The organism is Serratia ureilytica (assembly GCF_017309605.1).
Taxonomy (GTDB): domain Bacteria; phylum Pseudomonadota; class Gammaproteobacteria; order Enterobacterales; family Enterobacteriaceae; genus Serratia; species Serratia ureilytica.
In genome coordinates this window covers 1,103,495-1,121,065 of record NZ_CP071320.1, presented here as the reverse complement: position 1 = coordinate 1,121,065, position 17,571 = coordinate 1,103,495, and the positions used below count along the sequence as shown (strand labels likewise).

12 protein-coding genes are annotated in these 17,571 nt (G+C 62.7%); all 12 read right to left on the bottom strand.

The genetic code is table 11. The annotated features are described in order from the left end of the window. Window positions 1-3 precede the first annotated feature (3 nt). Window positions 4-810 carry an ABC transporter permease gene (locus J0X03_RS05180; protein ID WP_016929774.1) on the bottom strand — a complete coding sequence of 269 codons (807 nt, stop codon included), beginning with the start codon at window positions 808-810 and terminating at the stop codon, window positions 4-6. Further along, window positions 800-1,744 (bottom strand): ABC transporter permease, encoded by a 945-nt coding sequence (locus J0X03_RS05175; protein ID WP_033644105.1) that lies wholly within the window; start codon window positions 1,742-1,744, stop codon window positions 800-802. Before J0X03_RS05175 ends, J0X03_RS05180 begins: the two co-directional genes overlap by 11 nt. A gap of 1 nt (window position 1,745) precedes the next feature. Beyond that, window positions 1,746-2,774, bottom strand: a complete 1,029-nt coding sequence (locus tag J0X03_RS05170; RefSeq protein WP_033644106.1) for an ABC transporter ATP-binding protein — start codon at window positions 2,772-2,774, stop codon at window positions 1,746-1,748. Between the two features lie 53 nt (window positions 2,775-2,827). After that, on the bottom strand, window positions 2,828-3,982 hold the full coding sequence (gene ydcS, locus J0X03_RS05165) for a putative ABC transporter substrate-binding protein YdcS (protein WP_025303928.1): 1,155 nt from the start codon (window positions 3,980-3,982) through the stop codon (window positions 2,828-2,830). 73 nt (window positions 3,983-4,055) lie between these two features. Continuing rightward, entirely contained in the window at window positions 4,056-5,519 is a 1,464-nt protein-coding gene (locus J0X03_RS05160; protein WP_103101662.1) for a gamma-aminobutyraldehyde dehydrogenase, read from the bottom strand. A gap of 115 nt (window positions 5,520-5,634) precedes the next feature. Further along, window positions 5,635-6,558 carry a LysR substrate-binding domain-containing protein gene (locus J0X03_RS05155; RefSeq protein ID WP_033644109.1) on the bottom strand — a complete coding sequence of 308 codons (924 nt, stop codon included), beginning with the start codon at window positions 6,556-6,558 and terminating at the stop codon, window positions 5,635-5,637. Window positions 6,559-6,774: 216 nt separating this feature from the next. Next, on the bottom strand, window positions 6,775-7,113 hold the full coding sequence (gene glnB / locus J0X03_RS05150) for a nitrogen regulatory protein P-II (protein WP_004847623.1): 339 nt from the start codon (window positions 7,111-7,113) through the stop codon (window positions 6,775-6,777). Between the two features lie 11 nt (window positions 7,114-7,124). Beyond that, window positions 7,125-8,747 (bottom strand): NAD+ synthase, encoded by a 1,623-nt coding sequence (locus tag J0X03_RS05145; RefSeq protein ID WP_033644110.1) that lies wholly within the window; start codon window positions 8,745-8,747, stop codon window positions 7,125-7,127. Between the two features lie 130 nt (window positions 8,748-8,877). After that, window positions 8,878-10,218: a two-component system response regulator GlrR gene (gene glrR, locus J0X03_RS05140; protein WP_046687667.1), complete on the bottom strand. Its 1,341-nt coding sequence runs from the start codon at window positions 10,216-10,218 to the stop codon at window positions 8,878-8,880. Further along, window positions 10,215-11,087, bottom strand: coding sequence for a two-component system QseEF-associated lipoprotein QseG (qseG, locus tag J0X03_RS05135; RefSeq protein WP_052133764.1), 873 nt, complete (start codon window positions 11,085-11,087; stop codon window positions 10,215-10,217). The genes glrR and qseG overlap by 4 nt, the downstream gene beginning before the upstream one ends. A gap of 3 nt (window positions 11,088-11,090) precedes the next feature. After that, entirely contained in the window at window positions 11,091-12,527 is a 1,437-nt protein-coding gene (locus J0X03_RS05130; protein ID WP_033644112.1) for a sensor histidine kinase, read from the bottom strand. An 887-nt stretch (window positions 12,528-13,414) separates the two neighbouring features. Beyond that, entirely contained in the window at window positions 13,415-17,308 is a 3,894-nt protein-coding gene (gene purL, locus J0X03_RS05125; protein WP_197806638.1) for a phosphoribosylformylglycinamidine synthase, read from the bottom strand. Window positions 17,309-17,571: the final 263 nt, after the last annotated feature.

The following is a 17,571-nucleotide window of genomic DNA, read 5'->3' as shown; positions in this document are numbered from 1 at the left end:
AAATTATTTGCCGCTGCCGGCGACGCTTTCTCCACCTTTGGTCAGGTAGTAAGCGCCGAGGATCGGCAGCATGGTCAACAGCATCACCGACAGCGCCACCACGTTGGTGATTGGCACGTCGCGCGGGCGGCCGAGCTGGTTCAGCAGCCACAGCGGCAGCGTGCGCTCGTGGCCGGCGGTAAAGGTGGTCACGATGATTTCGTCGAACGACAGCGCGAACGCCAGCATGCCCCCGGCCAGCAGCGCCGAGCCGAGGTTCGGCAAGATCACGTAACGGAAGGTTTGCCAGCCGTCGGCGCCGAGATCCATCGACGCTTCGATCAGGCTGTACGAGGTGCGGCGGAACCGGGCGATGACGTTGTTGAACACGATCACCACGCAGAACGTCGCATGGCCGACGACGATGGTCAGGATGCCGGGCTCGATGTTCAGCGCCTTGAACGCCGCCAGCAGCGCCAAGCCGGTGACGATCCCCGGCAGCGCAATCGGCAGCAGCAACAGCAGCGAAATGCTGTCCTTGCCGAAGAAATCGCGCCGATACAGCGCCGCCGCCGCCAGGGTGCCGAGCACCAGCGCGATGGCGGTCGCCAGACAGGCGATCTGCGCCGACAGCAGCACCGCATCGATAATGTCCTGCCGCCCGGCGGCGACGTTGAACCAGTGCAGCGTGAAGCCCTTCGGCGGGAAGCTGAAGGCCGCGTCCTCGGTGTTGAAGGCGTAGATGGCGATGATCGCCAACGGGAAATGCAGGAAGACAAGTCCGCCCCAGGCGGCCAGCTTCAGCCCTAAGGGCGCGCGTTCAGAGTGCATCGAAAGCCCCCAGACGTTTGACGATGGAAAGATAGATGGCGATCAGGACGATCGGCACCAGCGTAAAGGCCGCGGCCATCGGCATATTGCCGATCGCGCCCTGCTGGGCGTACACCATGCTGCCGATGAAATAGCCCGGCGGCCCCACCAGCTGCGGCACGATAAAGTCGCCCAGCGTCAGCGAAAAGGTGAAGATCGATCCGGCGGCGATGCCCGGCACCGCCAGTGGCAAAATGACGTGGCGGAAGGTCTGCGCCGGCCGGGCGCCCAGATCCGCCGAAGCGTGCAGCAGCGAGGGCGGCAGGCGCTCCAGCGCCGCCTGGATCGGCAGGATCATGAACGGCAGCCAGATATAGACGAACACCAGAAAACGCCCCAGCCCCGAGGTCGACAGCGTGTTGCCACCGACGCCGGGCACCGTCAGCAGCGACGCCAACAGCGGCTCCAGCCCCAGGTGCTGCAGGAACCACTGCGCCACGCCATCTTTCGCCAGCAGCAAAGTCCAGGCATAGGCTTTGACGATATAGCTGGCCCACATCGGCATCATCACGGCGATGTAAAAGAACGCCTTGACGCGGCCGCTGGTGTAACGCGCCATGTAATAGGCGATGGGGAACGCCAGCGCCGCGCTGGCCAGCGACACCAGCACCGCCATGGTCAGCGTGCGCAGGATAATGTCGTAGTTGGCCGGGTTGAACAGCGCCGCGAGGTTGGCGAAGGTCAGATCCGGCGTCACCGCCATGGTGAAATCGTCGAAGGTGTAAAATCCTTGCCACAGCAGCGTCAGCAGCGAACCGAGGTACACCGCGCCGAACCACAGCAGCGGCGGCACCAGCAGCAAAAGCAGATACAGCGTCGGCCGGCGATAAAGCCAGGTCGACAGCGCGCGCACGGTGCCGCCACGCGCCGAGGGGGAATCGATGCTCATGTCCATCTCACCTCTCCTCCAGCAGCGGCACCATCGCCGCGCGCGGCCAGCAGGCGACGATCGGCTGGCCGATCTGCCGCTGTTGCCCTGCGGCGATCCACTGCGGATTAGCCTGGCTGACCAGCAGCTTTTCGCCGCCGTTCAGCGCGATTTCATACCGCGTGGCCGCGCCCTGGTAATGGATTTCCTGCAGCGTGCCCTGCACCTGGATCTCGTCCTGCGCCGCGCCGCCGTGCTCCAGCAGGCGGATATGTTCCGGCCGGATCGAGAAGGTTCGGCTTTCGCCGAGCAGGCGCTGTGCCAGCTCGCTGCGCACCACGTTGGAGGTGCCGACGAACTCGGCGACGAACGGCGTCTTCGGCCGCATGTAAAGCTCGCGCGGCGTATCCACCTGTTCGATGCGGCCGTTATTGAACACCGCCACCCGATCGGACATCGACAGCGCTTCGCTTTGATCGTGGGTGACGAAGATAAAGGTGATGCCCAGCTGACGCTGCAGCTTCTTCAGCTCGCCCTGCATCTGCTCGCGCAGCTTGAGATCCAGCGCGCCGAGCGGCTCGTCCAGCAGCAGCACCCGCGGCCGATTGACCAGCGCGCGCGCCAACGCCACGCGCTGGCGCTGGCCGCCCGACAGGTGCGCCGGTTTGCGTTCGGCGACGAAACCGAGCGCCACGCTCTCCAGCGCCTCTTGCGCCCGCGCCAGCCGCTCGCGTTTGGCGACGCCCTTCACCATCAGGCCGTAGGCGACGTTTTCCAGCACCGACATGTGCGGAAACAGCGCGTAATCCTGAAATACGGTGTTCACGTCGCGCTGATACGGCGGCAGGTTGGCGGCTTCCTGGCCGTGGATGCGAATCGAGCCGGAAGTGAGCTGTTCAAAGCCGGCGATCAGGCGCAGGCAGGTGGTTTTGCCCGAGCCGGATGGCCCGAGCATGGAGAAAAATTCCCCGTCCTGAATGTCGATGGATACCCGATCCACGGCGCGAACATCGCCGAAAGTCCGCGAAACATCGATGAATTGCACGGCAATGGTCATTTTCTGTGCTCCATACGGATGTGATTCGGGCGCAGCGGGCTGCGCCCCGCGGCTTAGCGGCCGCCCATGATGGCGATGTAGTCCTGGGTCCAGCGGCTATACGGCACGAACTTGCCGCCCTGCGCCTGAGGCGTTTTCCAGAAGGCGATTTTGTCGAACTGGTTGAAGCCGTTGGTTTCGCAGCCCTTCTCACCCAGCAGCGCGCTGGCCTTGCAGCCCGCCGGCGAAGCCGGCACCGACCCGAACCAGGCCGCCACGTCGCCCTGCACCTTCGGCTCCAGCGACCAGTTCATCCACTGGTAGGCGCAGCTCGGGTGTTTGGCGTCGCTGTGCAACATGGTGGTATCCGCCCAGCCGGTCACGCCCTCTTTTGGGAACACGGTGGCGATCGGCTGCCCCTCGCCCTTCAGGGCGTTGGCCTGATACGGCCAGGCGCTGGAAGCCACCACGCCTTCGTTTTTAAAGTCGCTCATCTGCACCGAGGTATCGTGCCAGTAGCGGTGGATCAGCGCGTGCTGGCTGCGCAGCAGCTTCAGCGCCGCCTGATACTGCTCTTCGTTGAGCTGGTAAGGATCGCTGATGCCGAGCTGCGGCTGGGTGGCCTTCAGGAACAGCGCCGCGTCGGCGATGTAGATCGGGCCGTCGTAAGCCTGCACCCGCCCCTGGTTGCTCTTGCCGTCCGGCAGGTTCTGCTGCTGGAAGATCACCGCCCAGCTGTCCGGCGGCGTCGGGAAGGTTTTGGTGTTGTACATCAGCAGGTTCGGCCCCCACTGGTACGGCGTGCCGTAAGTTTTGCCGTCCACGGTATACCAGGCGCCGTTCAGCAGGCGCGGATCGATGTTCTTCCAGTTCGGGATCAGCGCGGTGTTGATCGGCTGCACCCGCTTGCCGAAGATCAGGCGCAGCGAGGCGTCGCCGGAGGCGGTCACCAGATCGTAGCCGCCCTTGGCCATCAGGCTGACCATTTCATCGGAGGTGGCGGCGGTCTTCACGTTCACCGCACAGCCGGTTTGCTTCTCAAACTGGGTGACCCAGTCGTAGTTTTTGTCGGACTGGCCGCGTTCGATGTAGCCGGGCCAGGCGATGATGTCCAGCCGGCCTTCGCCTTTGCCCAGCGACTGCGGCAGATCGGCCGCCTGAGCCAGGCCGCACAGCACGGTGAGACAGAGCGCGGAGACGGTGGTGGTGACTGCGGTAGTTTTTCTCATCGTAATTACCCCTGTGTTGCGTATCTGTGTGCGGCAGGGAACGGCTGCCGCCCGATTTTGCTTTATAGAACCGCTAGAAGCTGGCTTTGAACTTCGCCATTACGTGCCTGACAACGCTGTAATCCTGCAGCGAATCGCTGGACAGATCCTTGCCGTAGCCGGAGCGTTTCAGGCCGCCGTGCGGCATTTCGCTCGCCAAGGTGAAATGGGTGTTGATCCAGGTGCTGCCGTACTGCAGATGGGCGGCGATGTGCAGCGCCCGATCGATATTTTGCGTCCACACCGACGAAGCCAGCCCGTATTCCGAGTCGTTGGCCCACTCGACCGCCTGCGCCAGATGCTCGAAGCGCGTGACGCTGACCACCGGGCCAAACACCTCGCGCTGCACGATCTCGTCGCTTTGCAGGCAGCCCGCCAGCAGGGTCGGCTGATAGTAGAATCCCGGCCCGGAGTGCGCCGCGGCGCCGGTGATCAATTCGATATGCGGTTGGCTGAGCGCCCGCTCGACAAAGCTGGCGACGCGATCGCGCTGGCGGCTGCTTATCAACGGGCCGATCTCGTTGTCCTGATCGCGCTTGCGGGCAAAGCGCAGGCTGGCAACCGCCTCGCCCAGCGCGTCCACCAGCTTGGGATAGATGCCCGCCTGCGCGTAGATGCGGCAGGCGGCGGTGCAGTCCTGACCGGCGTTGTAATAGCCGTAGGTGCGAATGCCGTTGACCACTTCGTCGAGATCGGCGTCGTCACAGACGATCACCGGCGCCTTGCCCCCCAGTTCCAGGTGGGTGCGCTTGACGCTTTTGGCCGCCGCCTGAAGAATTTTTTGCCCGGTGACGATATCGCCGGTGACCGACACCAGCCGCACCTGCGGGTGCCCCACCAGCTGGCTGCCGACCCCTTCACCGCCGCCGTAGACGATGTTCAGCACGCCCGGCGGCAGGATCTCCTGCAGCGCCGGCACCAGCGCCAGAATAGTCAGCGGCGTGTGCTCGGACGGTTTGAATACCACGGTATTGCCCGCCGCCAACGCCGGCGCGATCTTCCACGCCGCCATCATCAGCGGATAGTTCCAGGGGGCGATCGAGGCGACTACGCCGATCGGATCGCGGCGGATCATCGAGGTGTGGCCCGGCACATACTCACCGGCCAGTTGCCCTTGTTGCGTACGCACCGCGCCGGCGAAGAAGCGGAACACGTCGACCGCCGCCGGCAGATCGTCATTGAGCGCCTGATGCAGCGGCTTGCCGCAGTTGAGGGCTTCCAGCTGCGCCAGCTGCGGCGCCTGCCGCTCGATGGCGTCGGCGATGCGCAGCAACAGCGTGGCGCGCTGGGCCGGCGTGGTGCGCGACCAGTGGCTGAACGCCTGCTGCGCGGCTTTTACCGCGCCGCCGACCTGCGCCGAAGAGGCTTCGGTCAGGGCGATCAGCGTCTCGCCGTTGGCCGGATTGACGATGCATTCCTGCTGGCCTTCGCCGTCGATAAGCTGACCGTTAATGAACTGCTGACAGGACAAACCTGAGAGAACCTGCACATCCGCCATCGCCTGACGCCCCTAAGTGACAAAAACGTTAACAAAATGTGAATAAGTTAGTTTTAATCAGCCTAAGCGAGCCTCTGGCGGGCAACAAATTCTAAATACTGAACGCCGCGTTCGATTAAATCGAATGCTTAAGCCCGGCGGCGTGTTTGCTGCCGTTCTCGCGCGCGATGGTGAGGAACGGCGTCACCAGCTCCGGCCGCGCGCTGCCGCGCCGCCACGCCAACCCGATATCCAGCGGCTCCAGCAGATCGTCCAGCTTGCGCGCCTCGATCATATTGCCCTCCAGCGACCAGGCGCGGTACGCCATGTCCGGCTGGATGGAGACCCCCATCCCCGCCGCCACGAGGCTGCGCACCGCCTCAGTCGAGGCGGTCTTCATCGCGATCTCCGGCTTCAGCCCGGCACGCGCCCAGATGCGCCGCGCGTGCACGTCCATTTCATCGGCGTTGAGCTGGATCAGCGGCTGTTTGGCCACGTCCGCCAGGCTGATGCTCTCGTGCTCCAGCAGCGGGTGCAGCGGCGGCAGCCACAGGCGATACGGAGAGTGCATCAGCACCTCGGTCTGCAGCGCGTCGCGGTCCTCGATGTTCGACAAGATCAGCACGCCGATGTCGATCTCGCCGCTGACCAGCAGATGCTCGATGTACGGGCGTTCGTCTTCAACCACCTGCACGGTGACGTTGGGATAGGCCGATTTAAAGCGCGTGAGCAGTTCCACCAGGAAGTAGCCGGCCACCAGGCTGGTGACGCCGATGGTCAGCTTGCCGGTCAGGCTTTCAGTGCCGATCTGCAGGCTGCGCTTGGCATTGTCCACCGTCGCCAGGATCAGATACGACTGACGCAAAAACTGGTGCCCCTGATGGGTCAGCGTCATGCCCTTGGCGTGACGCTCGAACAGCCGCACGCCGATCTCGGTTTCCAGCTGCTGGATAGCGAGCGTCAGCGAAGACTGGGAGACAAACACCGCCTGGGCGCCGGCGGAGATCGACCCGGTTTCCGCCACGGCGATAAAGTGGCGGATTTGGCGTAACGTCATCATGGGGGTGATTCCTCAAGCAAAAACATTGCGTTGAGTGTAGACGCCGGCCGTGAAGCGATCGGGAAAAGTATCAAAAACGCGATAGCGTTCGCTTTTTTAGAATGCCGACAGGCAAAAATGGGGGGAACAATGAGGCGAAGAAGTGCGATGTGCGGGGGACAGAAATGACAAGGGCGCAGCAAGCTGCGCCCTGATGACCGATGATCCTGCGGAGGATCAGATCGCTTCTTCGTCCTGCTCGCCGGTACGGATGCGCACCACGCGCGCCACGTCGAAGACGAAGATCTTGCCGTCGCCGATCTTGCCGGTCTGCGCCGTCTGCATGATGGTTTCTACGCAGGTGTCGACGATGTCGTCGGCAACCACGATCTCTATCTTCACCTTCGGCAGAAAGTCGACCATGTACTCGGCGCCGCGGTACAGCTCGGTGTGGCCCTTCTGGCGGCCGAAGCCTTTGACTTCGGTGACCGTCATGCCGGTGATGCCCACTTCGGCCAGCGCTTCGCGGACGTCATCCAGTTTGAACGGCTTGATAATCGCGTCGATCTTTTTCATCTTCTTTCCTTTTACCAATTTTTGCGGCCAAAACCGGATGTGATGGGGTAGCGGCGGTCTTTGCCGAAGTTACGGGCGGTGATGCGCGGCCCGACGGCGGCCTGACGCCGCTTGTATTCGTTGATGTCCACCAGGCGGATCACCTTGCGCACGATCGCTTCGTCGAAGCCTTCGGCCACCAGATCGGCGACCGACTTGTCGCGCTCAACGTAGCCTTCCAGGATCGCATCCAGGATATCGTACGGCGGCAGGCTGTCCTGATCGACCTGATCCGGCGCCAGCTCGGCGGACGGCGGACGATCGATTACCCGCTGCGGGATCACGTAGGAGACGGTGTTGCGGTATTCGGACAGCTTGAACACCAGCGTTTTCGGCACGTCCTTCAGCACGTCGAAACCGCCGGCCATATCGCCGTACAGCGTGGCGTAACCCACCGCCATTTCGCTCTTGTTGCCGGTGGTCAGCACGATGCTGCGGCGTTTGTTGGACAGCGCCATCAGCACCACCCCGCGGCAACGCGCCTGCAGGTTCTCTTCGGTGGTGTCGCGCTCGGTGCCGGCGAACATCGGCGACAGCTGGCCCATAAAGGCATCGAACATCGGCTCGATGGAGACGATATCGAACTCCACGCCGAGGATTTCCGCCTCTTCCTTGGCGTCGGCGATGCTGATATCTGCGGTATAGCGGAACGGCATCATCAGCGCCTGCACCTTGTCTTTACCTAACGCATCCACGGCGATCGCCAGCGTCAGCGCCGAGTCGATGCCGCCGGACAGCCCCAGCACCGCGCCTTTGAAACCGTTCTTGGTCACGTAGTCGCGCACCGCCAACACCAGCGCCTGATACACCTGCGCCAGCTGCGGCAGTTCGGCGGCCGGATCGGCCATCGGCACCACGTCCAGCTCGTTGAATTCCAGGCGAGTGACCTGCTCGTCGAAGGCCGCCAGACGGTGGGTCATGGTGCCGGCGGCGTCGAAGACCTTGGAGCAGCCGTCGAAGATCAGCTCATCCTGGCCGCCGACCTGGTTGAGGTACACCAGCGGCAGCTGGGTGCGCTGGCAGTGGCCGGCCATCAGCGTTTTGCGGATATACGGTTTTTCGCGGTTATACGGCGAGGCGTTGATCGACAGGATAATCTCCGCGCCGGCGGCCTTGGCGGCGTCGATCGGCTCCGGGAACCACAGATCTTCGCAAATCAGCAGCCCAAGACGGTAGCCTTTCAGTTCCACCACGCAGGTGTCGTTGCCGGCGTGGAAATAGCGCTTCTCATCGAACACGCCGTAGTTCGGCAACTGCTGTTTGAAGTAACGGGTCAGCAGGCGGCCTTCGGCAAACAGCGACAGCGCGTTGTACAGCTTGTCGCCTTCGCGCCACGGGTGGCCGACCAGGATCGCCGTCTCGGCGGAAGCCTGCTGCAGGCGCAGCAGCTGCGCATCACAGCGCTGATAGAAATCATTGCGGTACAGCAGGTCTTCCGGCGGGTAGCCGGACAGCGCCAGTTCGGTGAACATGACCAGATCGGCTCCCGCCTTCTGCTGCTCCTGCACGATTTGCAACATGCGTTCGGTGTTGCCTTCAATGTCGCCGACCAGCAGGTTCAGCTGGGCCAGGGCGATGGAAAGTGATCTGCTCATTTGTGTACGATCCCGCTTAATACGTTCCATGGTGCTCTACGCCGGGGCGCACCGCGGCAAAGAGAACGGAGTGTAAATCATTCCGCCGGATTTGTTGAGAACCTGCGTGGCAGGCGCCGGCGTGAATCTGTCATTCTTTGAAATCGTTGGCGTCCAGCTCGTGGCGCGACAGCAATTTGTAAAACTCGGTGCGGTTGCGGCCCGCCATGCGCGCGGCCTGGGTCACGTTGCCCTTGGTGATCTGCAGCAGTTTGCGCAGATAGTGCAACTCAAACTGGTTGCGCGCTTCGGCGAAAGTCGGCAGCGCGGTGTTTTCCCCTTCCAGCGCCTGTTCCACCAGCGCCTCGCTGATCACCGGCGCCGAGGTCAGCGCCACGCACTGTTCGATGACGTTGACCAACTGACGCACGTTGCCCGGCCAGCTGGCGGTCATCAGCCGCTTCATGGCGTCGGTCGAGAAGCTGCGCACGAACGGCTTGTGCCGCTGAGCCGCTTCGCGCAACAGGTGATTGGCCAGCAGCGGAATGTCTTCGGCGCGCTCGTTGAGCGCCGGGATCTTCAGATTCACCACATTGAGACGATAGTAGAGATCCTCGCGGAACTCGTTCTTCGCCATCGCCTTTTGCAGATCGCGGTGGGTGGCGGAGATAATGCGCACGTCGATGTCCAGATCGCGGTTGCTGCCCAGCGGCCGCACCTTGCGCTCCTGCAGCACGCGCAGCAGTTTCACCTGCAGCGACAACGGCATGTCGCCTATCTCGTCGAGGAACAGCGTGCCGCCCGCCGCCGCCTGGAACAGCCCCTCGCGGCTGCTGACCGCGCCGGTGAAGGCGCCCTTGGCGTGGCCGAACAGTTCGGACTCCAGCAGTTGCTCCGGCAGCGCCCCGCAGTTGATGGCGATGAACGCCTTGCCGGCGCGCGGGCTGGCGGCGTGGATCGCCTGCGCCAACACCTCTTTGCCGGTGCCGCTCTGGCCGTTGATCAACACGCTGACGTCGGACTGGGCCACCATTTTCACCTGCTCCAGCAGGCGCAGCATCAACGGGCTGCGGGTGACGATGTCTTCGCGCCAGGCGTCGTCACCCGCGGGGGAGGCCGACAGCGACAGCGCCTCGTCGATGGCCTTATAGAGCGCATCGCGATCCACCGGTTTGGTGAGGAAGCTGAACACTCCCTGCTGGGTGGCGGCCACCGCATCGGGAATCGAACCGTGCGCGGTAAGAATGATCACCGGCATGCCCGGCTGATGCTTTTGGATTTCGGCGAACAGCGCCATGCCGTCCATCTCATCCATGCGCAGATCGCTGATCACCAGATCGATCTGTTCGCGCACCAACAGGCGCAGCGCCTCCTGGCCGCTTTCGGCGGTGGTGACGTGAAAACCTTCGCTGGTCAGGCGCATGCCCAGCAGCTTCAGCAGGCTGGGATCGTCGTCAACCAATAACAGGTTGGCCGGTTTGCGTGCGGTCATTGCGCGTGGGACTCCTTATTGGCGGGATGCGGCGTATAGGTGTCTTCCGGTTCAACCGGCAGCGCGGTGCCTTTTTCCGGTTCGTCCTGCGTTTCAGCGCCTTTGGCGGCCGCGCCGCTTTTACCGGCAGCTTCGCCCTTCTGCTGGCCCGCGCCGTTTTCCGGGATTTCCCCTTGCAGCTGCTTGCGCGATGAGAGCTGGCGCTCGATATCGGTCAGGTTTTCCAGCTTGCGCGAGGTGTCCTGCAGCTGCGACTGCAGGCGCGCCTGATTCTGGCGCAGCGAATCGATCTGGCTGTCGCTGCTCTCCTGCAGATGCTGATAGCGCGCTTTCTCATCGAACAGCGTGATCTGCAGCATCTGCTGCTGGCGCCACAGCTGCGTCAACGGACGCAGCGAACCGGGGAACTCCATCCGGTAACTGTTGATCCTGTCGAGCATCTGGCGGCGTTCACCGGAGGTCGGCTGTGCGCTCCCCAGCAGGATGCTCTGTTTGAAAACGCCGGACCAGCTGTCGCCCGGCACCGTTTTCGCCAGCGCACGCGCCTGGGTCGAGCCGATGCGATCGGCGCAGTCCATCGCGCGCAGCCAGTAGAGCGCGTTATCCAGCGCGTCCTTGTCGTCCAATTGCCACAGGGTATCGCAAGCCGCGGTGCGGTAATCGATCACCTTGGTATCCGGGATCGCCTCTTGCTGCTGAGCGCTCAATCCGCCGCTGACGGCGCGATCGACGCAGCCCGCCAGCAACAGCGGCATAAAGAAAACGGCGCCCAGCCAGGTGATCGGGCGTTTGCCGAGCGGCGCTCTGTGCGTGGCACGCGGTGAACGTTCGGTCTGTGAAAGACGAAGGCGTTTAGACCATGTGTACATTATTTATTCATTCTCGGCGGTTAACGGCAGTTCAATGCGGAAGCAGACGTCTGCACCGGCGACCGTCGCCAGTTGCAGCTCACCGCGCATGCGACGGATACAGTCCTGAGCGATGCTCAACCCCAGTCCGCTTCCTTTTACCGCCCCTTTTCGCTGGTGACTACCCTGGAAAAAAGGCTCGAAAATCATGGCTCTTTCAGCCTCGGGGATCGGCGTGCCGGTATTGGCGACGTCGATTTGCACCCGTTGTCCAACCTGACGGCTGCGGATCCAAATGTTACCGGATTCCTTGCCGTAGTGCACCGCATTGGAGTAGAGATTATCCAGCACGCGCATTAATAGCGTAGGCTCTGCCCAGCAGATTTCCGCTTCCAGCGCGATTTCGGTGGAAATCATCTTCGCCCGCGCCGGCAAACTGTGCGCGGCGACCACCAAATCGACCATTTCGCGCAGCTCGACGTTCTCGTGCTCCGCCGGGCCATCGGCCAGTTTGCGGTTGTAATCCAGCAGTTGTTCAATCAGCTGCTGCAGGTGGCGGCTGCTGTTGTCGAGGATCGTCACCACCTCTTTCTGGTCGGAAGTCAGCGGCCCCGCCACCTCGTCGGCCAGCAGTTCGGTGCCTTCGCGCATGCTGGCCAGCGGCGTTTTCAATTCATGCGAGATATGGCGCAGGAACTCGTGGCGCTGCGACTCCAGCCACGCCAGCCGTTCGCTCAGCCAGATGATGCGCTGCGCCAGCGAACGCAGCTCGCGCGGCCCTTTGAACGATGCGGTGCTGCCCAACGCGCGCCCTTCCCCCAGGCGGTTGATCATCCGCTCCACGGCCTTGACCGGCCCGATGATCATGCGGGTAAACAGCACCACCAGCAGCACGCTGACCAGGAACAGCAGCAGCGCCTGCCAGCCGAAAAACTGGCCGCGCTCGGCGATGGCCTGCTGCAGCTGCTGGCCGCGCGAGAACACCACCGCGCGCGTGGCCTGCACCATTTCGGCATTGGAACGGGAGAACGACTCGAGCAAGGCGGAGGCTTCTTGGTCCGGCCCGCTGTTATGGCACTTGATCGCCGCCAGCTGGGTCAGCAACTGACGCAACGTTTGGTAGTAGCGCTCGTCCGGCAGAATCGGCGCGTGGGCGTCCAGCATCTGCGAATACTGCTTGCGCTGATTTTGGTACAGCTTCTGCAGCGTGGGCTCAACCAGCACGCAGTACTGACGATAGCTGCGCTCCATCTCCAGCGCTACGCTGGTCATCGCCTCGCTGCGCCGCGCGTCCACCAGCGTGGTGCGGTTGATGTCCGCCGCCTGCGCGCTCAGGTGATCCAGACTCTGGTAGGCCTGATAGGCCAGCACCAACAGCGGCAGCAGCACCAACAGGAACGCCAGCAGCACCAATTGCCGCAGCGAACGGGGGAATAAACGCCATTTTTTCAACGAAATCATCTCATTCTCTCAGGCCTGTCACGATGCTAACTGACTCGCCGGAAAGAGAAAAGCCCGGCAAGGGAGAATCCTGAACGCACAAGGAAAAAGCCGCGGGATCGGTGAACCGCGCCGATAAGGTTGGCCTGCCAATGACATACGGTCCCGGTAACAAAAACCGGTACGAAAGCGAGAGTGTGGGAATAGCGTCTGCGTTCGAGGGCATAGGCAACGAAACAGGAGTAAGCGCAGCGTTGAGAATTGACGCCGGGGCAATAAGCTTGCCCCGCCGCAAGGAAAGTGTGGATGCCCTTGAACCTCGTCCCCAGGGTGATGTAGCGCAGCGGCTGGCATCGAACAGGACGAATAGCATCCGTAAGTATCCAGGATTGATGAACCCTTCATCACAGTTGGATACAGGCGGTGCCTCACTCCACGTGTCGCCCGATGCTTGATAAAGCCGCTTGCGCGGTCTGTTATCGGTTTGGTTGGACGATAGGCACCATTTCTTTGGCATCATTCGGAGGCTTATGAGGTAATTTGCCGTCTAATTTCGGCACCGTCATAAAAAGGTGAATGAGCAGCCGCCGAGAATAATGCACGTTACGTGCCAACTTTGCAACAAAAATCATAACACAATGATTTTATTTGATAATAAATAAATAAAGGTAAATCCATGCGCCCAATCAGCACCAATGCACGATGAAAAAAACACCACCCTGTCGCCAAACGCCGACAACTAAAGTCAAACCTGTTTACCGGTAATAAAATCAATGGGTTAAATGTCTCCATTTAGCGACAAGCAAACCAGCGCTTGTCGCTAAATGCAGACACTGCCGCCAATCGCCGAGTGCCGGCCATAAAAAAGGGCGCAATTGCTTGCGCCCTCTATACGGTGGTGGCCGTTTTTAGCCCAGTTGCTTACGGGCGTTGCGGAACATGCGCATCCACGGGCTATCCTCGCCCCACTCTTCTGGGTGCCAGGAGTTGCTGACGGTGCGGAACACGCGTTCCGGGTGCGGCATCATCACCGTTGCGCGCCCGTTGGCGCTGGTCACGGCGGTGATGCCATTCGGCGAACCGTTCGGGTTAGCCGGGTAAGCTTCCGTGACCTGACCGGCGTTGTTGACGAAACGCAGCGCCACCAGGCCGTGGCTTTCCAACGCCGCCAGATGCGCCGCATCGCGCACTTCGACATGCCCTTCGCCATGGGAAACGGCGATCGGCATGCGCGAGCCGGTCATGCCCTGCATGAACAGCGACGGGCTGGCCGCCACTTCCACCAGGCTGAAGCGCGCCTCGAAGCGATCCGACAGGTTGCGCACGAAGCGCGGCCAGTGTTCGGCGCCCGGGATCAGCTCACGCAGGTTGGACATCATCTGGCAGCCGTTGCACACGCCCAGCGCCAGCGTCTGCGGACGGTGGAAGAACGCCTCGAACTCGTCGCGCACCCGCTCGTTGAACAGGATAGACTTCGCCCAGCCTTCGCCGGCGCCCAGAACGTCGCCGTAAGAGAAGCCGCCGCAGGCCACCAGCGTGTGGAAGTCCTGCAGATCGCGACGCCCGGCCAGCAGATCGCTCATGTGCACGTCCACGGCGTCAAAGCCGGCGCGGTGGAACGCCGCCGCCATTTCAACGTGGGAGTTCACCCCCTGCTCGCGCAGCACCGCCACTTTCGGGCGAGCGCCCTTGGCGATGTACGGCGCAGCGATGTCTTCCTCGGGTGCGAAGGTCAGCTTCACGTTCAGGCCGGGATCTTGTTCATCCTGCTTGGCCTGATGTTCCTGATCGGCGCACGCCGGGTTGTCGCGCAGACGCTGCATCTGCCAGGTCGTTTCCGCCCACCAGGTGCGCAGGGTATTGCGGCTTTCGCTGTACAACGCTTTGCCGTGCTGATTGATGACGAAACGATCGCCGGCCTGTACGCTGCCGATGTGATGCACGTTGTCGGTCAGACCGTGCTGCGCGAACGCCCGCTTCACGTCGTCGAGACGTTCGGCGCTCACCTGGATCACCGCGCCCAGCTCTTCGTTGAACAGCACCGCCAGCGCATCGTCGCCGAGGCCATCGAGGTTAACCTCTACGCCGCAGTGACCGGCGAAGGCCATCTCCGCCAGCGTCACCAGCAGGCCGCCGTCAGCGCGGTCGTGATAAGCCAGCAGCGCGCGATCGGCCACCAGCTGCTGCATGGCGTTGAAGAAGCCCGCCAGCTGCGCGACATCGCGCACATCGGCCGGTTTGTCGCCCAGTTGGCGATAAACCTGCGCCAGCGCGGTAGCACCCAGCGCGTTATGGCCGTTGCCCAGGTCGATCAACAGCAGCGCGCTGTCGCCCTTATCGGTGCGCAATTGCGGCGTCACGGTGTGGCGCACGTCTTCCACGCGGGCGAAGGCGGTGATGACCAGCGACAGCGGCGAGGTCATTTCACGCTGTTCATTGCCTTCCTGCCAGCGGGTTTTCATCGACATGGAGTCTTTGCCCACCGGAATGGTGATGCCCAGCGCCGGGCACAGCTCTTCGCCCACCGCTTTCACCGCTTCGTACAGGCCGGCGTCTTCACCCGGGTGGCCGGCGGCGGCCATCCAGTTGGCGGACAGCTTCACGCGCTTCAGGCTGCCGATTTCCGTGGCGGCCAGGTTGGTCAGCGCTTCCCCGACCGCCAGGCGGCCGGAGGCGGCGAAGTCCAGCAGCGCCACCGGCGCGCGTTCGCCGAGCGACATCGCTTCGCCATAATAGCAGTCCAGACTGGCGGTGGTGACCGCGCAGTCGGCTACCGGGATCTGCCACGGGCCGACCATTTGGTCGCGCGCCACCATGCCGGTGACGGTGCGGTCGCCGATGGTGATCAGGAAGGTTTTCTCCGCGACGGCCGGCAGATGCAGCACGCGCTTCACCGCGTCGGCCAGCGTGATGTTCTCACGCTGTACCGCCTGGCCCTGCGCCTGCAGACGGGTCACGTCGCGGGTCATCTTCGGCGTCTTGCCGAGCAGCACATCCAGCGGCATGTCGATCGGCTGATTGTCGAAGTGACGATCGTTCAACGTCAGATGTTGCTCTTCGGTCGCTTCGCCGATCACCGCGTAAGGCGCGCGCTCGCGGCGGCAGATCTCGTCGAACTGCGCCATCTGCGCCGGGGCGATCGCCATCACGTAACGTTCCTGCGATTCGTTGCACCATACTTCCAGCGGGCTCATGCCCGGCTCGTCGTTGAGGATGTCGCGCAGTTCGAAGCGGCCGCCGCGGCCGCCGTCGCTCACCAGCTCCGGCATGGCGTTGGACAGGCCGCCGGCGCCGACGTCATGGATAAACAGGATCGGGTTCTGGTCGCCCAGCTGCCAGCAGCGGTCGATCACTTCCTGACAGCGGCGTTCCATTTCCGGGTTGTCGCGCTGCACCGACGCGAAGTCCAAATCGGCATCGGACTGGCCGGACGCCATCGATGACGCCGCGCCGCCGCCCAGACCGATATTCATCGCCGGGCCGCCCAGCACCACCAGCTTGGCGCCGACGGTGATTTCCCCTTTCTGCACGTGATCGGCGCGGATGTTGCCGATACCGCCCGCCAGCATGATCGGTTTGTGGTAGCCGCGCAGCTCCACGCCGTTATGGCTGTTGACGCGTTCTTCATAGGTACGGAAGTAGCCCAGCAGCGCCGGGCGACCGAATTCGTTGTTGAACGCCGCGCCGCCCAGCGGGCCTTCGGTCATGATGTCCAGCGCGGTGACGATGCGCTCCGGTTTGCCGAAGTCCTGCTCCCACGGCTGTTCAAAGCCGGGAATGCGCAGGTTGGACACCGAGAAGCCCACCAGGCCGGCCTTCGGCTTGGCGCCGCGGCCGGTGGCGCCTTCGTCGCGGATCTCGCCGCCGGAGCCGGTCGCGGCGCCCGGCCACGGCGAGATCGCCGTCGGGTGGTTGTGGGTTTCCACCTTCATCAGGATATGCGCGTCTTCCTGATGGTAATCGTACGTGCCGTTCTCCGGCGCGGCGAAGAAGCGGCCGACCTGCGAGCCTTCCATCACCGCGGCGTTGTCTTTATACGCCGACAGCACATAGTCCGGCGTCTGCTCATAGGTGTTCTTGATCATTTTGAACAGCGACTTGGGCTGCTGTTCGCCGTCGATGATCCAATCGGCATTGAAAATCTTGTGGCGGCAGTGCTCAGAGTTGGCCTGCGCAAACATATAGAGTTCGATATCCGTCGGGTTGCGCCCCAAACCGGTAAAGGCATTCAGCAGGTAATCGATCTCGTCCTGCGCCAGCGCCAGGCCGAGCCGGACGTTGGCCTGCTCCAGCGCGGCGCGCCCTGCGCCCAGCACGTCGACCGACTGATACGGCGCCGGCTGATGGTGCGCGAACAGCTGTTCAGCCTGTTGCAGCTCGCTGAAGACGGTTTCCATCATGCGATCGTGCAGCAGCGCGGCGAGCTGGTGCCACTGGGCCTCCGTCAGCTCAGGCGCCTTGACGTAGAACGCCAGACCGCGCTCCAGCCGCAGCACCTGTTGCAAACCGCAGTTGTGGGCGATGTCGGTGGCTTTGGAAGACCAGGGGGAAATGGTGCCCGGGCGCGGCGTGACCAGCAGCAGCCGGCCTTCGGGGGCGTGTTCGGCGAGAGAAGGACCGTACTTGAGCAAGCGCTGAAGTTTGGCGTGTTCTTCGGCACTTAGCGGTGCGCTAACATCGGCAAAGTGGACGTACTCGGCGTAGATATCACTGACGGGCAGGTGGGCGTCCTGGCAGCGGGACAGCAGTTTGGTAATGCGAAAAGCCGATAAAGCGGGCGAACCACGCAGAATTTCCATAATCAAAGTTCTCTCGTCTTCGAAGCGACGGATAAGACGCTTCATTGGGCGCAACAGGGGAAAACGCGCGTCATTATAGAGAATCCTCGCCGCCGACGAAACCGTTTGCGTAGGGATTATTGATAAAAGCGCGCCGCACCGTCGAATTGTCATAACGTATCAATAAAGTTGCACACTGGCGTTTTGTTGCGCAAAATGCCCCCCGCACTGGTGATTTAACCATGAGAAAAGTCGCGGTTGTCGTCGCCGGCGTACCTGTGCCACCA